This window comes from Cyclobacterium xiamenense (assembly GCF_009467825.1).
Lineage (GTDB): Bacteria > Bacteroidota > Bacteroidia > Cytophagales > Cyclobacteriaceae > Cyclobacterium > Cyclobacterium xiamenense.
On sequence record NZ_WIOK01000002.1, the window covers coordinates 86,809 to 107,966 of the forward strand.

Genomic DNA, 21,158 nt, shown 5'->3' on the forward strand with positions numbered 1-21,158 from the left:
TTTATGAACGGATGGAAGCTCATTTTCTTGGCGGTAATTTTCATGCAACTCGGAATGGTCGGTGCGCAAACCCGGGTTATCCACCCGGGCGAAGGAGCGGTGATCGCCCGCGCCATTCAGGAGGCAGTTCCACACGATACCCTTTTTCTCAGCAAAGGCATTTACCGGGAAAATGCCATCCTGATCGATAAACCAGTGGTACTTATCGGAGAGGCAGGTACGGTCGTTGACGGGCAAATGGGCGATGAAATCTTTGTGATCGTTTCCGATAGCGTCAGCCTGGAAAACCTAACCGTAAAGAATGTGGGGGTAAGTTACCTGAAAGATCGCGCAGCCATCCGATTAAACCGGGTTTCAAACGTGACCATCCGAAACAACCGGCTACTCAACACCTTTTTTGGGATTTACCTGCAAAAATCCACCGATTGTGTCCTTCACGGGAATACCATCACCGGTGCGGCGGAAGAAGAGTCAAAAGCCGGAAATGCAATCCACATCTGGCAGGGAGAACGGATCCGGGTGAGCCATAATACGCTGAGTCAGCACCGGGACGGCATTTATTTTGAGTTTGTTGACGAAAGTGTGATTACGCACAACCGCAGCATCCAAAACATGCGCTATGGGCTGCATTTTATGTTTTCCAACGACGATCGGTACGAAAGCAACGTGTTTCAGCACAATGGATCCGGGGTGGCGGTCATGTTTAGCAACCGCATACACATGGAAAACAACGAATTTTTGGACAACTGGGGAGGTGCCAGTTACGGATTGCTACTGAAGGAGATTTCTGACGGCACCATTCACCGCAATCGCTTTCGCTCCAACACCGTGGGTATCTACGCTGAAGGAGCCAATCGGCTAACGATCTCCGAAAATCAGCTGGAAAACAACGGAAAGGCCATGGACATGAAAGGCAATAGCATGGACAACCGCATCCTGGAGAATAATTTTATCGGAAATACCTTTGAGGTGTTGACCAATTCCAAAACGAACCTGAACCAGTTTGCGGGCAACTACTGGAGTCAGTATGCCGGATACGATATGGACAAAGACGGTGTGGGAGACCTGCCGCACCGGCCCCTAAATCTCTTTGCCCTCATCACCGACAAGGTCCCTGCTGCCCACATGTTGTTGCATAGTTTTTTAGTTCACAGCCTGGAGGTGGCAGAACGCATGTTTCCGCAATTTATCCCCGAGCAACTGATCGATTCCCAACCCCAAATGCATCCGTATGATCTTGATTAACCAACTGAAGAAAAATTTTGGCCGGCAGGAAGTATTGAAGGGCATAGATCTGCACTTTTCGGCGGGAGAGGGGCTGGCACTGATCGGCCCCAACGGTTCGGGCAAGACCACCTTGATTAAATGCCTGCTGGGGCTAAATACCGTGCAACCCGGCCAGATCCAGTATAACGGAGCGGACATTTACCAACAAAGCGCCTACCGGAAAAGCATGGGATACATGCCCCAAATTTCGCGTTTCCCTGAACAAATGAAGGTGAAGGACCTATTTGTCCTCATGAAATCCATTCGCTCCGACCAAACGGGCTACGACCTGGATCTTTTTGAAGCGTTTGAGATCGAGTCACTTTACGAAAAAAAAATGGGGTTCCTGTCCGGTGGCATGCGTCAGAAAGTAAGTGCAGCGTTGGCGTTCTTGTTTCGTCCCGACGTATTGGTCCTGGACGAACCCACCGCCGGCCTGGACCCGGTTTCAAACGAAGTAGTGAAAGAAAAATTGCAGAAAACCATTCACGAGGAAAACAAACTGGTGCTCATCACCTCGCATGTGCTGAACGACCTGGACGATATTGCCAGCCGCTTGGTTTACCTGGTGGAAGGCAAGGTGCTATTTGATAAACCGCTGGCTGATTTGCAGGCAGAAACCTCCGAAAACCGGTTGAATGCGATGATCGCAAAATTTTTACGAAAACAGCTAAATCATGGGTAAAATCATTCGGTTTTTAGTGACCGATCTTAGTAAAAATAAAGCCATTCTTTTGTACCTGTTGTTTCTTTGGCTAACGGGATTTGGGCTGATCAGCCTTCAGGGCCAGGGAGAAAAGACACTACTCGCGCTATTGAACATCAGTATTTTGGTCGTTCCCCTGGTCTGTCTGGTCTTTTCGATCATTTATTTTTACAACATGTACGAATTTTTGTTGCTGCTTCACGCGCAGCCGCTGGCCAGACGTACCTTGTTGATCGCTTTTTATTGCAGCCTTTCCCTGGTATTCACCGGGGTGTACCTGCTGGGGCTGGGCCTGCCGCTGTTTTTTTCAAATGCCGGGGGACCTGCTCTCTTACTGTTGCTTACCGGCAGTTTATGGAACCTTATTTTCATCGGCCTGGCCTTGCTGATGGCCATCTGGGCCGCTGACCGGACCAAAGGTATGGGGTTTTCCCTATTGATTTGGGTTTATTTTGTGTTGCTATTTGATGGATTGGTGCTGCTGTTGATGTACAATTTCAACGCGTACCCCATCGAAAAATTTGTCTTGTACATTAGCTTTTTGAACCCCCTGGATTTGGGAAGGATTCTGGTCCTGATGCAGACAGATGCTGCCGCCCTGATGGGGTACAGCGGGGCCGTTTTTCAACAGGTATTTACCGAAAACTGGGGAAAAGCACTTGTTTTGGTGCTGTTGTTGCTTTGGGCCCTGGTACCCTTTTCGCTTTCCATTCGTTGGTTTATCCGAAAAGATTTGTGAGGGATCCCGGGCGGCGTTTCCGCTCCTTTTTATACCGTTCCTAATTTTCAGTTGATGCTGCAGGTTCAAGCAAATCTCCCGCTCATTCCTGGAAATGGAGAAGCGATGGAGGATTATCTCACCGTATCACTAAATGTTGCACCAGGTCCATCAACCTTCGACAACCAAGCGCTGAAAGCGCGAAACACCCCAGCACCCGTTGCAGATCTGTGAACGATTCATCCCCGGCCTCTCAGGCCCTGTAGGGGCGAACTATTTTTTTCTATCGTCACGCCGGTTTGCAGGAACCTATCCCGCCCCTACAGGGCTAGTAAACCAATGATGACCTTTCCACGATGGGCTGCACCCATCGCTGGGAGATGTCGCCCTTTCAGGGCTAAAATTAGGCAAGACAAGTTGGGAGCGATAGCCGATCGTTTACCGGATACCTGAATAGTAAACAGTACCAAATACCCGCTCTATAGATAATCCCGAGCGCTGAAAGCGCGAAACACCCCAGCGCAGGGTGCAGCCCTGTGAAAAAATAGATAAACGGATCCCAAGCCCTGTAGGGGCGAAACATTTTTGCCAACCCCCCATGCCGGAGTGCAAGAACCTATCCCGCCTCTACAGGGCTAGCAAACCAATGATGACCTTTCCACGATGGGCTGCACCCATCGCTGGGAGATGCCGCCCTTTCAGGGCTGAAATTAGGCAAGACAAGTTGGGAGCAAGAGCCGGTCGTTTACCGGAAACCTGAATAGTAAACAGTACCAAATACCCGCTCTATAGATAATCCCAAGCGCTGAAAGCGCGAAACACCCCAGCACCCGGTGCAGCCCTGTGAACGATTCGTCCCCGGTCTCCCAAGCCCTGTAGGGGCGAACTATTTTTGCATATCCTACGCACATGTGCAGGAATATCCCTCCCCTACAGGGCTGGCAAACCAATGATGACATTCGCTCTGCCCGGGAGGGGGACTTCGCAAGCCCGCCGGGGTACTTCCGAACCCCAGGCGGGGACTTCCTATCGGCACCCCTGAACCAAAAACTGACACGCGTCGACCGAAAACTGACAGGCTTGACTATAAAATATTCAACGCTGCGGTTCGGAAGTCGGCTTTTGAACGGCAAACCCGCAGATTTTCACTAAAAACGGACAAGGCTTTTGGTTCGAGAACAAAAAGTCTGACATTTTTTCCGGAATTTTTGCTGGATGGTGAAAAATGGGTGCTTCAGAGCTCCGATCACGGCGTTCGGAACTCGGCGTGTCAGTTTATTTTATTCAACGTTTCGATTTTTAGGTAAATCGTTGTCTGTTTTTGGCGGGCTGTTGCACCTGGTAGGCGGATGGTTTCGCTGCAAAGGTGCCACCTTGGATAAAATAGGTCGACCGGTGGATGGTAGCGGTGGATGGTTGGGTTTCCGAATCGAAACGTGGTAGCTGGGAACCCGTGCGTCGGGGTTTGGAAGGGGTCTACCCCAGCTAGGAAGTACCCGGATACCAAAAGTGAGCTTTAAAAAGAAAGGGTGCAGTCAGGAAGGTTCCAACTGCACCCGTCAATGAGGTGAAGGTGACATAAGCAGCTTTTCTTTTTTTACAGTTCCGATCCGTTGGTTGTTGGGGAGGATGATCGGGCAAAGCGCTGCCTTAGGTCCTCGTAAATCGTCTTGGCATCGGCTACATTTATTTTGGCACCATACTTCACAGAATTGTAATAGCTAAGTGCCCCTACATAGGCCTCGGAGCCGGCCATCGTTACCGAGTCATTCAGGTTACTTACCAGTTGCTGCAAATCCCGAAGCACGGGCATCAGGGTTTTGACGGCATTCCAGTCCTTTTCCAATTCAGTGATCTCGACATAAGGCGGCAAAAACTGTCCGTCTTCCCGTGCATATTCCATGGCTTTTTCCACGAAGGGAAGGGTGCCGTCACTCATCTTGGGTACTGTCCGCCGCTCAGAAGGGGTAAGGGCGAGCAGGTAAGGGCCCAAGCTGGTTTTAAGTGTGTTTAAGGTTTCCCTGATCGTTGCCAACTCCGCCTCAGGAATCTCGATAGAAATGGTGTTTTTGGTACTCATACTAGATAAATTTAAAGTGAAACAATAAAAACAGAATGAAAATACATTTTTATAGTTTCAAATGCAAATTATTGCGGGTGAAAGTTATTAAAAAGTTGGTTTGAAAAGAAACCGAAATTTTCTGGTCTTCAAAAATCTGGGTTTATTCCGCAAAATCGAAAATATACGGCCCATATAATGATAAACCAAATTGAAAATATGTGCTGGGACTAACAATAAAAAAAATTTAAAACCTCGAACTTTTCTTAGGAAAGACCAATTCAAAAGCCTGACTCAAGAAAATATCCCACCCTTTTAAGACTAAATCAAACGATTCCCTCCCTTTACCGTAGGCTGCACACCTTAAATTATTGAAAAGGTAAATTTAAAATAAAGTTTAAATATTAAACCTTTTTGTTATTTGAAAAAAAATGATCATCAATAAATCCTATAAAATAAATGGAATTTAAAGGATAAAATTTACGAATATGAGAATCGCGCTTCTGTTTATCTTCAATTTTTGGAAATTCTTTCATTATTACACTGATAGCAATTTGGCACAATTCCTCCCACCCTTTGAAAAGAGTTCCTTCTGTTTCCATTATTTTTTCTTGCACTGATTTAAGAGTAATATCGATAATTTCCTTTGACTTTAAATCAAACTTCTTTTGCAAATCCAATGCTTGATTATCAAGCTTCAATTTTAGTCTTTTTTCAAAATCCTCAATATCAAATAAGGATTTATACCTTTCGAAATCAGAAATAATTTTACTTTGTCCATCAAGCAAATCTCTTAATTTAGTTGATGTGTTTTCTAAAGAAGCAATTCGCTTATTTTGAATTCGATAAATCAAAAGATTACTCATTATAAGAATCAAAATTAATCCGATATTAATAAAATCTGTAACCATAACAAATAATTATTATTAAACATTCTGTCAATACCTTAAAAATAATAAAAATAAAATTACTATGCTATTAAAAAAAACATTTTTTCTCTATTAATAACCAAGCTAAAAGTATTCAAATAAATTCCATTTCATCAGAGAATATCATATTTAAATAGGATAAATATATGACTATTTTTTAAAATTAGATAATATTAATAAAAAAGTATGTGGAATAAAATCATATTTTAGTTATAATTCACAATAATTCCAAATTAATCATATTCAACAACTCGTCATCAAATCCAATTTCTCTTAAAACACAACAATATAATAATTTTCTTAAATCAAAGGTTATGTTAATCAAATCTTGCATCTCGTATAAATATTTGAAATCTTTTTCATAAAAGTGAGAATAATAATGTCTATTTCTACTAATTAAGAAGGTATTAAATTTTAGCCTTTTGAAATTTCTAATTGAATTAAACTCATTCACTAGCGAATTTAATCTATCCTTTAATGGAATTTCAACTTTATCTTTATTTTCTTTTTTATCCCTAAATCTTCTGTGAAACCCTTCCAAAGCATTTACTACAATCATAAAATTGCTAGGGTCAAAAAAATAATCGTTTTGAAAGCTTTTAACCAAATAATTTAAAATGGGCAGCAATTTAGAATCAATCTCCATCCAATTACACAATATTTTATCAAATTTTTTTTCAATCATTTGAAAATTAAAAATTGGTCTATCATACTGTGCATTTTCTCTTAAAAAACTAACTCTATTATAATATACAGTGATGGATTCATTCTTTAATTCTTCTTGATTATTTTGAAAGTTAAATATAGACAGATTGATAAAGCTCACTTTTGATGCAAATGCTAATTCAAAAAATAAATTTAATCTTTCAGCTTTTTCAAGAAATTCAAAAAAGGTAATAGCCTTAATAGTAGATATTTTTATTAAATAAATTTGATGAATACTAATATCATCAAACTCATTTTCGTTCTGCCAACTATTACTTAATATTTCTATGCTAAAATTATTATCAATTTGAACATTAAATAAAAATTTATCAACAGAACTATCATATGAAATGGAAAACTTACTAATTTGATTATTAGAATTAAATGTGTATGAGTTTTTATAATTACTTCTTAAGAACCATTTATTAAGCTTATCTGTATTGAAATTTAATTTATAAAAAATTTTCTCATTGATATTTAAAAGATGAATTCCATATAATATAAATTGTATCCTATATGTAGTTAATGAAAAGTTTGATCTATAAGATTTATCGTGATTTGTTACGGAACAGTAAAGAAGACTAATTTTAACATGTGATGAATCAATACCATAAATCAATTCAGCCCTCCTTTTACTATGAAAAATTAATAAATTCTCATCTTCGTGAAGATTACCAATCAATTCAAGAACTATTTTCCCTTGAGGATCAAAGTTGACAGTACCAGGTATTAATTTTTTAGGCCTTTCAGGCAACCACCAAAATCCCTTAAAAACTTTCTTTTTTTTCACCCGTCACCCCCTTCCACAATTCGTATTTCCTCCTCCGTCAAGCCATACAACTCGTACACCAGCCGATCGATTTCCTGATCGATGCGGGTGATTTCGGCCTGTAGGTCCTTGGCTTTGGCTTTTTGTTCGTTAAAATAGGCCATCCATTCGGCTTCTTCCGATAGACTTAACTTGACCTTGGCCTTTTTCAGCTCTCCCAAAAACCCCTTAAAATCTAAGGAAGACCAGTTTTGGAGTTTTGTATTGGGTTTTTCGATAGAAAGTTTGGCTACCAAAAGTTTTAAAAAATCTGATTCGAAATTAAATAACGATTTTTTATTCCTTAATAAATCATCTACTAAATGGGTTACAATAATTGTGAAATTTTCCGGCAGGTATGGCACCACAAAACTCATTAAATTATTAACATTCAGCTTAGGAAATGCTGCTCTTGAAAGATTCACATTAGAATTTCGAAAATAAGTCGAGCAAACGCTACTTGCTAAAATTGCCAGAATAGGCTTTAGAAAGTTTTTCTTACCAGGTAAAGCTAAGAAATTAAAAACATCAGTATTATTGACAAGAGGCTCGTCTTCATAGGTTAAATCAATCTTTTCTTTTGACAAAATTCGGTTCACCAATAATCTAGGCTTGATAAAAATATCTAGGTTTCTAGGTGCAGCCAAATTAGCCCCATATTTAATGAATTCTTTATTTGGCTTTAATAGGTATCTTTGAACATTCCCTGCTCCAATCAGTGGAAGGTAGGAATCGTCTAGCTTTGTATCTGAATGATAAATTTTGTTATTCATCATTTCTCTGGTTTGAACGGGTGTACCCTTTCCTTTTTCATATGTTTTAGCTCCCTGATAGCCGATTAAAAAATCAGAGATTTTATATTCACCAATCAAAGTTAAAGCGGCTTCAAACGAAAGGAAGGTAGATAAATCCGGACCTGAAAATTCTACCCATTTTTCGCTAAACCAATTTTTTTCTGCCAGTTGATTTAATCTTTCTGAAATGGATTTTAGATTCTTTCTTATGGATATGAAATTGGTTCTCTTAGGAAATTTCGGAGTCGAATTTTTTTCACCTGTTAAAATAACAGTATCCACCGTTGCATCTTCAAATACGCTGAAAACATTCAAAATTTCTAAACACCTGTTATCAAGAAACATTTGCTTCCTTAATTTTGAATCGTTTTGCGTGGACAACCAATAATTTGGGATAATTACACTATAATAGGCACTATCATGGAGAATACTCAATATTCTTTCCATAAATACGGCATAGGTATTTATTTGATACTCCGCAGTTTTAAAGTTTTTATAAATAAACTGTTTCGTCCCCTCATCTAAAGCATGGGACTGAACATAAGGCGGATTCCCTACCACCACATCAAACCCTCCCTTGGCAAAGACCTGTGGAAACTGCTCCTGCCAGTTAAAGGCCAGGTCTCCGGCTACGGCGGGGTCGTCGATCAAGGAGTTGCCAACTTTGATATTGGCATTGAGGCTGCTGAGTTTGCGGCCTTTCTTCGCCGTGCGCAGCCAGAGGGAGAGGCGGGCGATCTCTACCGATTCCTCGTTGATGTCCACGCCGAAGATGTTGTTTTCGAGGATGTGGTTTTCCACATTGGGCAGGATCATGGGTGAGTCAAAGAGTTGGGCTTCGAGTTCGTCCACGTAGCGGTGCTCGGCCATCAGGAATTCCAGTACCTGATTCAGAAAGGCACCGGAACCACAGGCCGGATCACAGATGGTGAGCTGTAGCAGCCAGGCACGATAGGTATCCAGTTTTTCCTTGAGCTTCTGTATGGTTTTCTTCTGCCTGCCCCGCTTGCCCTCGGCAAAATCCTCATCAATAAGGGCCAGTTCGTCTTTTTTCTCCTTACACAGCCTGCAAAGGGTATTGTCCACGATGTATTTGGTGATGTACTTGGGGGTATAGAAGACACCGTCCCGCTTGCGTTTGGTTTTGGACTTATCTACCAGCTCACCGGCCAGCTGGGCACGGACATTCTCGATATCGTTCAGACTGTGCTCGAAGATATGCCCCAGGATATTGGTATCTACTTCGGATTCAAAATCGTATTCCGTCAGTTTCTTAACGTGCTTTTCGAGAACATCATCCGATATTTTGAGTGCCTCTAAAACGGGGTCCGGGGCGAATAGTCCTCCATTATAAGCATGGATTTCGGCTTTGCCAGGCTGCACACGTCCCGTGTTCAGGTAGCCGAAGTATTTTTTGAACCGATCGTAAAGCGGCCGGTATTCATCCAGTTCGCTCAGTTTATGCCACTGCCCCACGATCTCCATGATGGAATTGGGCGGCAATAATCCCTTGTCCTCCGCAAAAAAGATAAACAGAAAGCGGTCCAGCAGCTTTTGGCTTTTTTTATAGAGTTCCAGTTCATCCTGTCCGGGATTTTTGGCCACCATGTCCTGCCAGAGTTGCTGCTTGAAGGAGGAGTAATCGGCATAAAGCTGTTTGGTAATCTGCTCTTCCACGAGCAGGGATTCCTCTTTGAGCTTTTTGGGCAGATCGCGGAGCAGGTTGTCCTTTTGGAGGAGCAGCCAGAAAAGCTGGAAATCCTCCCATTGCATGCCAAAAACATTGAACTCCACGAAGTCTACAGCATTGTCGATGTAAAAGCGCAGCTTTTCGAAGTTGCTGGTAATGACATAGCGGCATTCGGGCTGGTTGTTTTTGTAGTTGAAGGCCTGGTCCCGGATTTTTTCCAGGTCTTTGGTATCGGTCCCTTTCAGTTCGATCACAGCGAGGGCATTTCCATCACGAAGGATTGCTCCATCGGTCTTTTTGGCGTCCTTGGTGTTTTTGAGTTCCGTGGTCAGGTTATAATCCGGATTGGGATTGATGGTAAAGCCCAGGATATTGACAAAGAGCTCCCGGAGAAAGCCCTCCTGAAACTGTTCTTCCTTGGATGCCCGGATATTGCCATGAATCCTGGGATTGTGAAAATAGGCCCTGTAAGCTTCAAAGGCCTCTTTGATGGGGAGATTGTCCTGGGCGGCAAGGTATTTTTTTCGTACGGAATTTTGGAATAGCGCCATTCAAAAAAGATTGATGATCGGAAAGCTAAAATGAAACGTTTCCTAAAAATAGAAAGAATGATGGTTTTAGGTAAACCAATGGGAAAAATTATTGAAATTTTTAACAGGAAAGCGACTGAAATTAACAGAATGGAAGGGAAGGCACCAAAAATATAATTGTTGGTTCAAGAAAATACTGCAACCTTTCAGTATATCCCAAGTAAATCGATATTGTGATATCGGAATTTTGTTTATTTAGGCGAAAAAATTAAACTAATCTATATTTTTTTTAACTAACCTTTATTTAAAATACCTATTTTGATTGCATATTTAATTTAAACTTGCTAATTTTAAATAAAATAGTATTTTTTATTTAACAATTTATCCCGTGAGAAAATCTTTCTACTTCGTAAATGTACCTTTGTTTTTGCTTACAAACAGTGTATTTGCCACTAAACCTCCAAGTGTTGACCCGGTTCCTCCGAGGGTTAATGTAGATGGTACCTGGTACAACGATGGTGACACAGCATACATCGAATGCAGTAAAACAAGTACTACAATAGTAATAGATCCGGTTTTTACGGGTTCGGGGGTATTGGGAATATCGGTAGAAACTACCGCCAATTTCAGTAGTAGCGATACACCTTCTTCCTTGCAAAAAACACTAAATTTGGATCCTAACAGCCAAAATGGACATGTTGATGTAGGTTATCAATTTGTCGTTGGTGACAAAATGAGAGTGTACATCCAACAAAAGCCTCCTGAACCAATTATTACAGCAGGATCCAATGTTTGTGCGGGAAATTCGGGTAGTTTTACGGCTATCAGTAATTATGATTTTCAAAGCACAAAACCAATTAACCTGGTTTGGCAGACAACTGGTGGGGTCACCGTAAATGGGAGTAATAGCTATACGGAACAGCCTGGAGTATCCAGTACAGTCACTATCGCGAATGGTTCTTCGGGATCCTTTTCTGTTAAAGCTGTTATTGCCGGTTGTAGTAGTTTAGAAAGTACCCCGAAAACCGAAAATATAGGTGCGCCGGTCATAGCAAATCCTAATTATTGGTTATTTGATTCCTATTCCAATATGTGGCAATTCAGCCAAAGTGTAACCGGGCCTGGAATAACTTATACCTTTTATGTTTCTTCTGGTACTGCCCAACTAAATCAACAGCTTCAGGACTGTTACATCACCACGACAGAGGGAGCTACGGTTTGTGTAACCGGCACAAATTCATGTGGAACAGGTACACCTTATTGTTTTTACATCCCTCCGGCCAGTGGACTACTTCGAACAGTTTATCCAAACCCTGTTACCAACCTACTAACTTTAGAATTCAATACCAGTAAATCATCCTATTCCATTCCTTTTGAGGTGATTCTTTATTCTGAAAAATCTATGAAAGCAGTTAAGCACCTGACTCAAGAGGAGGTCAATTCACTAGAATCTTTTAAAACAAATCACAGTATTGAGATGGATGTAGCAGATTTACCCCGAGGGATTTATTATCTTCATACAATACCTGATAAAAAATCAAAGCTTGCTATTCAAAAAACAAAAATCATAATAGAATAATTAGCCATTGATTAAAAAACAAATGGAAAAATAATGACCTTTCATCATAAATTAACCGGATCATGAATTACAGAATTAAGGTGGTGGCTTTTATTGGCGCTGTACTTTTTTTGAGTGCTTTCTTGAACGGATACGGGCAAACTGGTATCCGGATAGGCATTACTGGCGGGGTTAATGCAAATCAGATTAAAACAAGTACGAACGTTTCCAACCTGCTCTGGAAATACAATGCAGGCATATCAGGTACTAAAAAAATTTCAGATAATTTTGCATTGACAAGCGAATTGTCATACAGCCGACAAGGTAGACGTCTTGATCTGAGCAGTGCCAGGAAATACGTCACGAATTTCGACTATCTGGCTCTTCCAGTTTTACTCCGGTACAGTCCAGGTGGAAAAGAATGGTTTATCCAGGCAGGTGGCAAGTTTGGTTTATTGGTAAATAGCAAGGAAACCTACATTTATAATAATAATAACTCTCCCAATAATCTCCAGCATCTCCGCCAGTGGGACGCAGGGGCCTTAGCGGGTCTGGGCTATCGGTTGGGCAGCCATATTGTCGTAGATGTCCGCTATTATAATGGACTGACACCTTTGATTAAAGATCATTGGATGTTTGGTCCTGATTCAACTCCCCTTTTTTATGGGGCCGACCGGTGGGTACACCGAGTTTGGTCGATGAATCTGACCTATTATCTCTGAGTACAAAATGTCCAGCCCCTACAGGGCTAGTAAACCAATGATGACCTTTCCACTTAGGTAGTTTTTGCTGCGCAAACGATTGGAGCTGTCAGCTGGGTTTCTGGCCCCAGTATCAAATCCAACGATTTAGGAGCTACTTGTTTCACCACTATTCTCAACGTTGGATTCAGCGTCTTTTAGTTCTCCAGTGGCTTTTGCCGCTGGAGAAGTAGCCGGCTTTTCTTCGGGTTGATGGATGGCTATTTTTCGTAAAAGTGCGTTTCTTCTGCTCAAGGTGGCGACGATTAATAGTACTAAAATCAGTACGAGAAAATACGTATCGGCTACAACCTGGAAGAACTCCGGCTGTTTTGCCTTTGCGTAGTCCATCACGATCAGCAGCACAGTTAATAGGGCTAAACTGAAAAATCCCACAAATTCGGCGTATGCTTTAGAAACCAATTTTGCCTTTTTCTTTTTTATCCTGTCCGAAAATAGGTTAATCAAACCACTTGATATCGGTTGTATCAGGTGCCCGAGCAAATACCCCGAAAAAAGGAACACCCATGCGTTTTCTCTAACGGCATCCATGGGTGTTTCGTTTGAAATCAGGTAAAAGGAAATGGCAAGGCAGCCGGGTAGCAATCGGGCATACCAGTCAAACCAAATATCCGGAATTTTTTCCGTAAGTTTCTCAATTGCTTCTTTCATCGGTTATGACGGTAGGATACAACGATATCCGTGGTATCTAGTAGCGTTTACTCAACATCCGCTTTGTATGCGTGGCGCTGCAAGCGTTACCTTAGCCCGTTTGCTGCTTTTCTAACTTGTGGTGGGAATATTCCGTCCCAGTACATGCAAGCCATTCCATTTCCAGCCCTTGTGCTCGTTAGGCATATCGGTATTCCATTCGAATATACTGAAATATCCAGATATTTTTTATCGGATTATCGATAAGCTGCTGCTTCACCACGTACGTAACGGCCAATCCTTTCTCCGAATGGGTAAACCAGGTGATGCGTCAACCCCTTTGCTGCCTAAAAGCGTATTTTCTCGCACAACTCAGAATGCTACGTAGGACGACAGAGACAACCATTGCCCGTAGATAGGAAATGGATGCGTTGGTTTACCCGGAAAGATTGGTGATATTTCGAAAAACAAACACATTATCTCCATGCTACCATTTGTTTACTACCTTCTTCTTACCACGATACCCGCCTTCAGCGGAACGCTGGGTGCAGGACAAACCGAAGGGTTGATTTTCCGGGAGGACTGGAAAGAAATCCCCGCCGAAACTCCCGTTACGGCCGCGCACCTTACCCATCCGGAGCTGGAACTGCACCTCTACGGGGCGGCAAAAACGCAGCTAAAGAAAAGCAACCACCCGGAAATTCCCAATGATCCCTTTTACATTTGGTCGGGGACCTGTGAGGGAAACTGGGCCATGGCCCTTGCCCTGAAAAATGGTTTGGCCATGGATCTGACCGGAAACGGTAAGGTAATTTGGAAAACCCGGCAGTCCGGTTTCCGACACTTGCGGGTCTTGGTACAACTCACGGACGGTTCCTGGCTGGTAAGCGAGGAAGGTAGCAGTGAAAGCGCCGATTGGCAGGTGTCCACCTTCCACCTGGATAAAATCGGCTGGAGAAAACTAAACATGGAGCGGATTACGGAAGGCACAAAAGTAACCGATCCCGATCTGAGTGCGGTGCAGAAAATTGGAATGAGCGACCTGATGGCAGGTGGCGGCAGCCCGGCCTCTTCCCGCCTGGATTGGCTGGAGGTACACGGCACCATCAGGCAATGACCGCGTTCCGTTCCTTGCGTGACCATTTTCTAAAGGAAAGGATGGCGGCCAGCGAGATGAGTACCAGTATTCCCACGACTACAAAGACCCAATTGGGTACCGGTACCGGATCCCCTGCGGCATAGGAGTGCAGGCCGGAAAGGTAATAATTGACACCAAAAGAGGTCATGACGATGCTGCTAAAGGCCCACAGACTTGCCAGGTTAAAGACCAGCGCATTTTTCAGCCCGGGCACCAGCCGTAGGTGCAGCACAAATGCGTATACCATGATGGAAATCAGGGCCCAGGTTTCCTTTGGGTCCCAGGCCCAGTACCTGCCCCAGCTCTCATTGGCCCAGACGCCTCCCAAAAAGGTGCCGACCGTCAACAAAAACAGGCCGATCGTTAGTGCCAGTTCGTTGACGACATGTATTTCCAACAGGCTTTTCCACCACTCCGGACGGGGTGATTTGGGTTTACATACCATCAACAGTAAACTAAGCAAGGCCAACAGCGCAGCGAGGGCCAACGGCGCATAGCCACTCACAATGATGGCCACGTGGATTTTTAGCCAGTAAGAATGCAACACGGGCATTAGGTTGGTGATTTCCGGATTGAGCCAATCCAGGAATCCCACAAACAACAGGGTGCCAGAAAACAGCAAGCCCAGGGGTACGGTAAAGGGCGATTTACCGGAAAATAGCAGACTGAAACCTAAAATTCCCCAGGCCACAAATACCAGCATTTCGAAGCCATCCGTCCAGGGAGGGTGTTGGGCGATGTACCAGCGCAAGCCCAGGTGGAAGGTAAAGGTTCCCCACCCCAGCCAGGAGAGAATCAATCCTGCTTTCCAGAGGGTTCCAAGCCACGGTCTCCGGTAAAACAAGCGGGCAATTCCCAGCACCAGCAGGGCCAGTCCCAGCAGCCAGAAGGGAGCGAAGAGACGGGAACCCAGACTCAGTTCGTTGTAGAGCAATTCGGCCCGAATCCGGGAGGCGTCCGGGTACACGGACTTTCCGGCTTCCCGCTGAAACAAGTCCATGTAGGCCAGGGCTTCGTCCGCAGCTTTCCAATCACCCGTCTCCATGCCTTCCCTCAACCCGGCCAGGTACAGGTTTCCGATATTTTCCACAAAACGCGCATCTTCGGCGGTAAACCCCTGTCGGGATTCATTTTTGGTAAACCAGGTGTCGTTGGGATCGATCTTGTTTGGATAGAGCCGCAGGAAATCGCCCGTCAACAATCCGTAAAAAATATTGAACCGTTCGTCGGTTTTCAACAATTCGTTATCGCTATCGGACCGTTCGGCAGGTTTGCGTTGGTTGGCGGCTTCTACGCGTTCGTATAGCAGGTAATTTCCCTCCTCGTCTATAAAATCCAGGAAGCTGAGCGCAGCTGCCGGGGCTACGTCCAGCTGCTGGAATACACCGGCGGCGGTTTTTGGGTCGATTTTCAACAGGTCCAGCCGCTGGCACAACTCCGGATCAAGCTGTACCGCCAACAAGAACTGTTCGGGTGTCAGGTGGACTTCTTCTGCGCCCAAGGGTAGGGTGACACGGGTTTTTCCACTTAGTTTACGGGTAATTTCCAGGGCCAGGGTATTGAGCGGCTTCATGCGTCCGTCGATGTCCTGGACAATCAACTGGCCGTAGGCCTCGGCCTTTTCCTTCGGCACCTGCGGGATGGCCGTTGGCAGCACCTGGCCCATGCTTCCAAAGACGGGGAGCAGCAGGAAAAGCAGGGGAAGGCTATATTTACGATTCCTATGTTTTAGCGTTTGGTTGAGCCGTTGAAACCGGCTACCCTTGGCAAAAAGGGTCAGCAGCATGCCCAAAAACAGCAGGAAATAGCCCAAATAAGTCGTGTAGGTACCGAGGCGGTCCTGGTTGACGGTCAGGACCGTTCCCTTTTCGTCCTGATCGTAGGAAGATTGGTAGAAGCGATACCCACGGTGGTCCAATACATTGTTCATAAAAATCCGGTACGGGAATTCCTCCCCATTTTCCATAACCATCACTTCCGAAGCATAGCTGGCCGGGCTTTGGCTTCCTGGGTAGCGTTCCAACTCAAATGCATTCAGGTAGAGTTTGAAGGGGAGGGAAATGGCCTTGGGGCCGAACGTAAGCCGAAAGGGATTCCCCTCGTGGGTAAAGGCGAGCCAGCGGGGTTCGGTTTGCACCAACGGAAGGTAGCCGCTTACCAATTCCCTACCCTCCCCGTCCAGGACGGCCAATTGCACCACATCGGGCAGGTTTTTGGCCAGTTCCGGATCCTCTTCCTGTACGTACTGCAGGTCCGCATCTTCGTGGATACTTTTTACCAGAAAGGCGCCCTCTTCCCATTGGTAAAGCGAACGCAGGCGTAGGGGCTGCGTTTCTCCTTCGTGCAGCACCTGCATTTGCTGACTGGCCATGTCCATGACTTGCAGGTGAACCGCCGACGTGATTTTCCATCCCTCCGCCGATTTGATGAGGCGAATGGGAGCCGATGTCAGGCTATCGGTTGCAAGGGATAGGTTACCCAGAGCGAGGGTTTCGCCTTTTTTTAGCAGGTAGTCTTTTCTGCCGGATCCCTGGGCCAGCGCGATATCCAGGTAATCCTGGGTGCCGGGCTGAAAGGATTTTTTGGCACCCGGCAGGTAGGCCTCCATTCGGATGGTAAGGCTGGGCAAATCCGGAAGTGCCACTTGCATCGCTTCTGGATTAAACGATTCGGTGAGTAGGGGAAAGGCCTTTTCGAATTTATGAAAATCCCCGGGTTTTGGATGTTCGAGTTGCAGGTAATTTCTGGACGAATAAAATATACCGGATGCTTCTCCCTCCCGAATGCGCATCGTTCCCTCGGTACTAAAATACCGGGTAATTCCCGCACCGAGGAGGATGCAGACAAAGGCCAGGTGAAACAGGCCAATTGGCCATTTTTCTAGCCGGTAAAGTCGGTATTTTTTGAAATGAACAAGAAAGTTGACGGCCATCCAGCCCATCACGAGTTCAAACCACCAGGCCTCGTACACCCGTGCCCGCGCGACCTGGGTGCCGTGATCGTTTTCGATAAAAGTAGCAACCGCCATGGCGCCTGCAAACAGCAGAAAAAGAATCAGGGTGACTTTGGTAGAAACCAATAATCTGACCATAAAACAGTGGACTAAAGCAATATACCTATAAATTTATTTTTCATAGTGGGCCGGACGATGAGCATGAGGTAGGCCCAGTTTTGGCTACTTTTTAGGGGACCGTTGTTTTGGAGATGTTCCATCGTTTCGGTGGCAAAAAACTGGCTGTATCCCCCCTGAAGCGAGACGGTGTCGTTGAAAAGGTACCCGGCGGACAAATCCAATTCCTTGCCCAGGTGCGCATCCATCGGTACGGTAGGTTGGTTTGCGTTCCGGATATCCGCCTGACTATTGAACCAATGGCCGTCCAGTTGTACAAAAAACCGGGGAGAAAAGCTCATCCTTCCCTTGAGGTAATAATCGGCAAGCCCCACGGAATTTTCATGGGTTCCGCCCACATAAAACAGATCCATGTAGCCGTTGTACAAATGGTTGGTGCCGTATAAGGGAGAAAATGAGCGGTTTACCGATCGGTCATCTGTGGGCGTTCCGCTAATTACTTCCAATCCTCCTCCCAGCCGGAAACTTTGCCCTTCTGCCTGTCCGAGCGGAAAGGTTTGGATTACTTGCAGGTTGATGTCAAAGGCGCGGACCGGGTCGTTTTGCCAGTTACCCAATTGCTGGTAGTAGAAGCCACTAACGAGGGTGTTGCCAGCCTGGTACTTCAGGCTTGGAATGCCCAGTGTTTGCCGGAATTGGGTTTCGCTGCGCAGGATTTCCCCGGCATTGTTTCGTTCGATATACTGCCTTCCGTCGTTCCAGAAGAGAAGGGACAGGTGCCAGTTATCCCAGCGGTTTTCGTAGCGGGCCATTTGGGCAAACTTGTATTGATTGGGTAGGGTAAAAAGGGTTCCCGAAAGGCTTTGGCCGTTCTGATTGTACCCTGCGCCCAGGTGTAATTTCTGTTCGTTTTTTTCGTATTTGACCAGGGCAAAGTCGTGGGCTCTTCCCTGCAAGGCCCAATCCAGGTTTCCCAGAAAGCGGAAATTGTCGTAATTCAACTCCTGACGTCCCAACTTTACTTGCCAGGATTCGCCCAGGGTAAATTCGGCGTAGGCCTCGTGAACCGACAGGAAGCCATCGCTTGCCTTTACCTGCGGGGTATTTCCCCAGGTGCGGATATCTTGAACGCTCATGTAAAACGATACCGCATCGCTTCTATAGCTGGCCTGGATTCGGGCGCGCTGGGCAATAAATCCCGCCGGCGAATCAGTTTGGTGAATCAGCCGGCCAAAGCCGTTGCGGTATTCGGCTCGTTGGATCAATTGGCCGTCCAGAGTGAACTGGGCCAGCAGGGCTGGAAATTGGAAAAATCCGAAAATGGAAAAGAAAATTAAGAGAATAGGCTTCTTCATAGAATAGAGGGTCTAGGCTGGGTAGGCACTGGGTCATGCAAAAGGATGATCGGAAAGGGAGCGTTTACCGGTTGCTGACAGGGGTGACATTCATTCGGGACTCCCGTTCCTTCCCCTCTTTCAGCCAACGGGGCACGACCTCCTCCAGGAATTGCTCTTTGGCGTTGGTTTCGGCTTCCATATCCAGGCCGATGTAGGCCTGCAAAGCCGATTTATCGGTAAAGTCTGGCATGTCTACCGGATCGGGATGTCCCAATTTCCCCAGCAAACGGGTAAGGGCAATGCGCGTTTCCTGAATGATGCCCGTGGCGGAGGTAACGATCCGACTGGTTTCAAGCGGTGCATGGAACGCCGCTCCATGGGAAGCCACGGAATAATCCCAACGCCATTGGGCATGCCGGATACCGGTGAGAATTTCCTCCATATCCTGCTCGGTTGCTCCGAGTTCCCAGGCCTTGGCAGCTTCGATATGGGCTTTGGCGAGTTGGGTTTGCAAGTACCCCGTCCCTTCCTTGATCTTCCGTTGCCTTTCGTACACATCCGTTACCAGGTCGTCTATTTTTTCCCGGTGGCAGACGAAGCAGCTGTTTTCTACATTGCTTAAAAGCGATCCGATATGGTGGTCGGTAAATTTTTGCCCTCCTTCGGACTTATAGGGCATGTGGCAGTCGGCACAGGACACGCCTCTTTTGGCGTGCACCCCCAGCGAATAGATTTCGTAATCCGGATGCTGCGCTTTTAGCATCCGGGCCTTACTGAGCGGGTGCACCCAATCGGCAAAATCAATGGCGTCGTAATAGCCGGTTACGGCTTCCACATCCATGCCCTCCTTCCAGGGAAAGGTGAGGTATTGCGCCTGTGGAGCATCCTCTTTGGTTTTATCAAAATAATACTCCACATGGCATTGTGCGCAAACCAGCGAACGCATTTCCTGGTGAGACGCCTGATTGATGTCTTTTCCCATGGCCTCGTAGGCCTCGATCAGCGCAGGTCGGGTGATCGTCAGGTTCATCGTTTCGGGGTTGTGACAATCGGCGCAGCCAATGGGGTTGATCACCTCCGAACCCAAATCGGAGAATTTCTGGCTGTAATAATCCGAGACGCCCATTTCCTTCATCAGTCGGGGCACATCCGGACTTTTGCAGGTCCAGCAGGTACTGGGCATGGGGCCTTCGCCTGCTTCCATGGGTGCGCCTGTACGGAGAGTCGTTCGGATGTCTTCTACGGCGTAGGCATGTCCTCTGGGATGGCTGTAATCCTTACTGAACCCGTACCCGGCCCAAAGAATCACCATTTCTGGATTATCGGCCAGCACATCCCGGGAACCGCTGGTATTATACAGGCTGCTGAAGGTCGTGTCTGCCGTTCGTTGATAGGATTGGTATTGCCTCGGGTAGTTCAATCCCCAAACCGAATCCCGGGGTTCGATCCCTTCGAGCTGCACCTTGGGCTGGTAGGCAAACCGGGCCTCCGTTTTCCGGTCCATGATGGTATACCCCAGCATGGCCAGGAGGAAGACGACGACAACTGTAAGTCCGAAAAGTATCCAATTCTTCATAATTGCAGGGGTTATTTGTTGGTTTTGTTCATCAGGTTTTCCAGCCAGGGAGGAACGATGGAAAGGTCCTCCGGCGCATGGGCACGAATGGGTTCAATCTGGTGTCCGGTAGCCGACAGGCTTTTAACGCGTCCATGCGGTACCTCCCGGTGGCATTCCCAGCAGGTCCGATCGGTTCGATTTTCGAAATGCTCCGCTGTAAAACCCATCAGCCGCGCATCCGTAACCTGGGTTTCGTGACAGCGGATGCAATTGTTTTGTATGACTTCAATCGAAGGACCCAGGGCCTTGATTACCTCTGGTTCTGCCCGTGCCGTAAAAACCGAAGCGTGGTACAGGCCATCTTTGGCTTTGAAATAAAACTTGTTTACGATGTTATCCTGAGGCACGTGGCAATCGTTGCAGTGCGCCACTTCCCGGTGGGAACTGTGGTTCCAGGTAATGTACTGCGGAGTCATGATGTGGCAGTTGACACAGGCCTGGGGATCGTCCGAGAGGTAGGAAGCGGCATTGCTTAGCCGCAAGAGATACAGACCCAACCCGAAAAAAACTGCAACAAGAACGGTGGCTGCAGGTCGCCACTTGTGTGGGGGAGCCAGACTGTATCGGAGCAAAAACCGTTTTATCTTCAATCCCATTTTCATTGGTTAAAAAGATTTGTTCGTCCCTAAAAGCAATTTTAACTCCTTGATAGAAGTTCTTTCTTACTTATTCTATGCATAATCATAAAGTTTTAATTTAATCAATCCATCGCTAAAATCAAATTTCTTTTCGTCAAATTCGAACCAGGTGACAGGAGACAAAAATAAATGAGCGGATCGATTTAGATTAATATACTGATAAACAATATGTTGCGTAATATTTCGAGTAAAATTCTTTGTTT

General features: G+C 45.5%; 15 protein-coding genes. 6 read left to right on the forward strand and 9 right to left on the reverse strand.

Annotated elements, in window-relative coordinates; genetic code table 11:
• The first annotated feature begins 3 nt into the window (after positions 1-3).
• Genes GCU44_RS01810 through GCU44_RS01820 form a run of 3 tightly spaced genes read left to right on the forward strand, consistent with a single transcriptional unit; the run spans position 4 to position 2,711 of the window.
• Positions 4-1,245, forward strand: a complete 1,242-nt coding sequence (locus tag GCU44_RS01810) for a nitrous oxide reductase family maturation protein NosD (protein ID WP_154852987.1) — start codon at positions 4-6, stop codon at positions 1,243-1,245.
• Complete coding sequence (locus GCU44_RS01815; protein ID WP_154852990.1) at positions 1,232-1,951, forward strand: ABC transporter ATP-binding protein; 720 nt, start codon at positions 1,232-1,234, stop codon at positions 1,949-1,951. The genes GCU44_RS01810 and GCU44_RS01815 overlap by 14 nt, the downstream gene beginning before the upstream one ends.
• Positions 1,944-2,711 (forward strand): ABC transporter permease, encoded by a 768-nt coding sequence (locus tag GCU44_RS01820; protein WP_154852993.1) that lies wholly within the window; start codon positions 1,944-1,946, stop codon positions 2,709-2,711. The genes GCU44_RS01815 and GCU44_RS01820 overlap by 8 nt, the downstream gene beginning before the upstream one ends.
• A 1,576-nt stretch (positions 2,712-4,287) precedes the next feature.
• Here GCU44_RS01820 and GCU44_RS01830 read toward each other — a convergent pair.
• From GCU44_RS01830 to GCU44_RS01845, 4 genes are all read right to left on the reverse strand, one after another.
• The gene (locus GCU44_RS01830) at positions 4,288-4,770 is read right to left on the reverse strand and encodes a hypothetical protein (protein ID WP_154852999.1); all 483 of its coding nucleotides are present in this window, start codon (positions 4,768-4,770) and stop codon (positions 4,288-4,290) included.
• Between the two features lie 383 nt (positions 4,771-5,153).
• Positions 5,154-5,660 (reverse strand): hypothetical protein, encoded by a 507-nt coding sequence (locus tag GCU44_RS01835; protein ID WP_154853002.1) that lies wholly within the window; start codon positions 5,658-5,660, stop codon positions 5,154-5,156.
• 235 nt (positions 5,661-5,895) lie between these two features.
• On the reverse strand, positions 5,896-7,173 hold the full coding sequence (locus tag GCU44_RS01840) for an ApeA N-terminal domain 1-containing protein (protein ID WP_154853005.1): 1,278 nt from the start codon (positions 7,171-7,173) through the stop codon (positions 5,896-5,898).
• Positions 7,170-10,226 (reverse strand): Eco57I restriction-modification methylase domain-containing protein, encoded by a 3,057-nt coding sequence (locus GCU44_RS01845; protein WP_154853008.1) that lies wholly within the window; start codon positions 10,224-10,226, stop codon positions 7,170-7,172. The genes GCU44_RS01840 and GCU44_RS01845 overlap by 4 nt, the downstream gene beginning before the upstream one ends.
• A gap of 367 nt (positions 10,227-10,593) precedes the next feature.
• Between GCU44_RS01845 and GCU44_RS01850 the strand changes: the two genes are divergently transcribed.
• A complete protein-coding gene (locus GCU44_RS01850) occupies positions 10,594-11,784 on the forward strand; it encodes a T9SS type A sorting domain-containing protein (RefSeq protein ID WP_154853011.1) in 1,191 nt (396 codons plus the stop codon).
• A 62-nt stretch (positions 11,785-11,846) separates the two neighbouring features.
• Entirely contained in the window at positions 11,847-12,485 is a 639-nt protein-coding gene (locus GCU44_RS01855) for a porin family protein (protein WP_154853014.1), read from the forward strand.
• Between the two features lie 126 nt (positions 12,486-12,611).
• On the opposite strand, the gene GCU44_RS01860 is transcribed toward GCU44_RS01855, so the two are convergent.
• The gene (locus GCU44_RS01860; RefSeq protein ID WP_154853017.1) at positions 12,612-13,175 is read right to left on the reverse strand and encodes a hypothetical protein; all 564 of its coding nucleotides are present in this window, start codon (positions 13,173-13,175) and stop codon (positions 12,612-12,614) included.
• Positions 13,176-13,638: 463 nt separating this feature from the next.
• Here GCU44_RS01860 and GCU44_RS01865 point away from each other — a divergent pair, with 463 nt between their 5' ends.
• Positions 13,639-14,271, forward strand: a complete 633-nt coding sequence (locus GCU44_RS01865; protein ID WP_154853020.1) for a hypothetical protein — start codon at positions 13,639-13,641, stop codon at positions 14,269-14,271.
• Here GCU44_RS01865 and ccsA read toward each other — a convergent pair.
• The 4 genes from ccsA to nrfH form a co-directional block, all read right to left on the reverse strand.
• On the reverse strand, positions 14,261-17,383 hold the full coding sequence (gene ccsA / locus GCU44_RS01870; protein ID WP_154853023.1) for a cytochrome c biogenesis protein: 3,123 nt from the start codon (positions 17,381-17,383) through the stop codon (positions 14,261-14,263). The two genes, GCU44_RS01865 and ccsA, sit on opposite strands and share 11 nt — an antisense overlap.
• A gap of 11 nt (positions 17,384-17,394) precedes the next feature.
• Positions 17,395-18,717: an alginate export family protein gene (locus tag GCU44_RS01875; RefSeq protein ID WP_154853026.1), complete on the reverse strand. Its 1,323-nt coding sequence runs from the start codon at positions 18,715-18,717 to the stop codon at positions 17,395-17,397.
• A 64-nt stretch (positions 18,718-18,781) separates the two neighbouring features.
• Entirely contained in the window at positions 18,782-20,275 is a 1,494-nt protein-coding gene (gene nrfA / locus GCU44_RS01880) for an ammonia-forming cytochrome c nitrite reductase (protein ID WP_154853029.1), read from the reverse strand.
• Between the two features lie 11 nt (positions 20,276-20,286).
• Complete coding sequence (nrfH, locus tag GCU44_RS01885) at positions 20,287-20,919, reverse strand: cytochrome c nitrite reductase small subunit (RefSeq protein WP_206670797.1); 633 nt, start codon at positions 20,917-20,919, stop codon at positions 20,287-20,289.
• Positions 20,920-21,158: the final 239 nt, after the last annotated feature.

What these genes read in the sequence shown, in the direction of transcription:
- GCU44_RS01810 (WP_154852987.1), top strand. Translation starts at nt 4, where the DNA reads ATGAACGGATGGAAGCTCATTTTCTTGGCGGTAATTTTCATGCAACTC.
- GCU44_RS01815 (WP_154852990.1), top strand. Translation starts at nt 1,232, where the DNA reads ATGATCTTGATTAACCAACTGAAGAAAAATTTTGGCCGGCAGGAAGTA.
- GCU44_RS01820 (WP_154852993.1), top strand. Translation starts at nt 1,944, where the DNA reads ATGGGTAAAATCATTCGGTTTTTAGTGACCGATCTTAGTAAAAATAAA.
- GCU44_RS01830 (WP_154852999.1), bottom strand. Translation starts at nt 4,770, where the DNA reads ATGAGTACCAAAAACACCATTTCTATCGAGATTCCTGAGGCGGAGTTG.
- GCU44_RS01835 (WP_154853002.1), bottom strand. Translation starts at nt 5,660, where the DNA reads ATGGTTACAGATTTTATTAATATCGGATTAATTTTGATTCTTATAATG.
- GCU44_RS01845 (WP_154853008.1), bottom strand. Translation starts at nt 10,226, where the DNA reads ATGGCGCTATTCCAAAATTCCGTACGAAAAAAATACCTTGCCGCCCAG.
- GCU44_RS01855 (WP_154853014.1), top strand. Translation starts at nt 11,847, where the DNA reads ATGAATTACAGAATTAAGGTGGTGGCTTTTATTGGCGCTGTACTTTTT.
- GCU44_RS01860 (WP_154853017.1), bottom strand. Translation starts at nt 13,175, where the DNA reads ATGAAAGAAGCAATTGAGAAACTTACGGAAAAAATTCCGGATATTTGG.
- GCU44_RS01865 (WP_154853020.1), top strand. Translation starts at nt 13,639, where the DNA reads ATGCTACCATTTGTTTACTACCTTCTTCTTACCACGATACCCGCCTTC.
- ccsA (WP_154853023.1), bottom strand. Translation starts at nt 17,383, where the DNA reads ATGGTCAGATTATTGGTTTCTACCAAAGTCACCCTGATTCTTTTTCTG.
- GCU44_RS01875 (WP_154853026.1), bottom strand. Translation starts at nt 18,717, where the DNA reads ATGAAGAAGCCTATTCTCTTAATTTTCTTTTCCATTTTCGGATTTTTC.
- nrfA (WP_154853029.1), bottom strand. Translation starts at nt 20,275, where the DNA reads ATGAAGAATTGGATACTTTTCGGACTTACAGTTGTCGTCGTCTTCCTC.
- nrfH (WP_206670797.1), bottom strand. Translation starts at nt 20,919, where the DNA reads ATGAAAATGGGATTGAAGATAAAACGGTTTTTGCTCCGATACAGTCTG.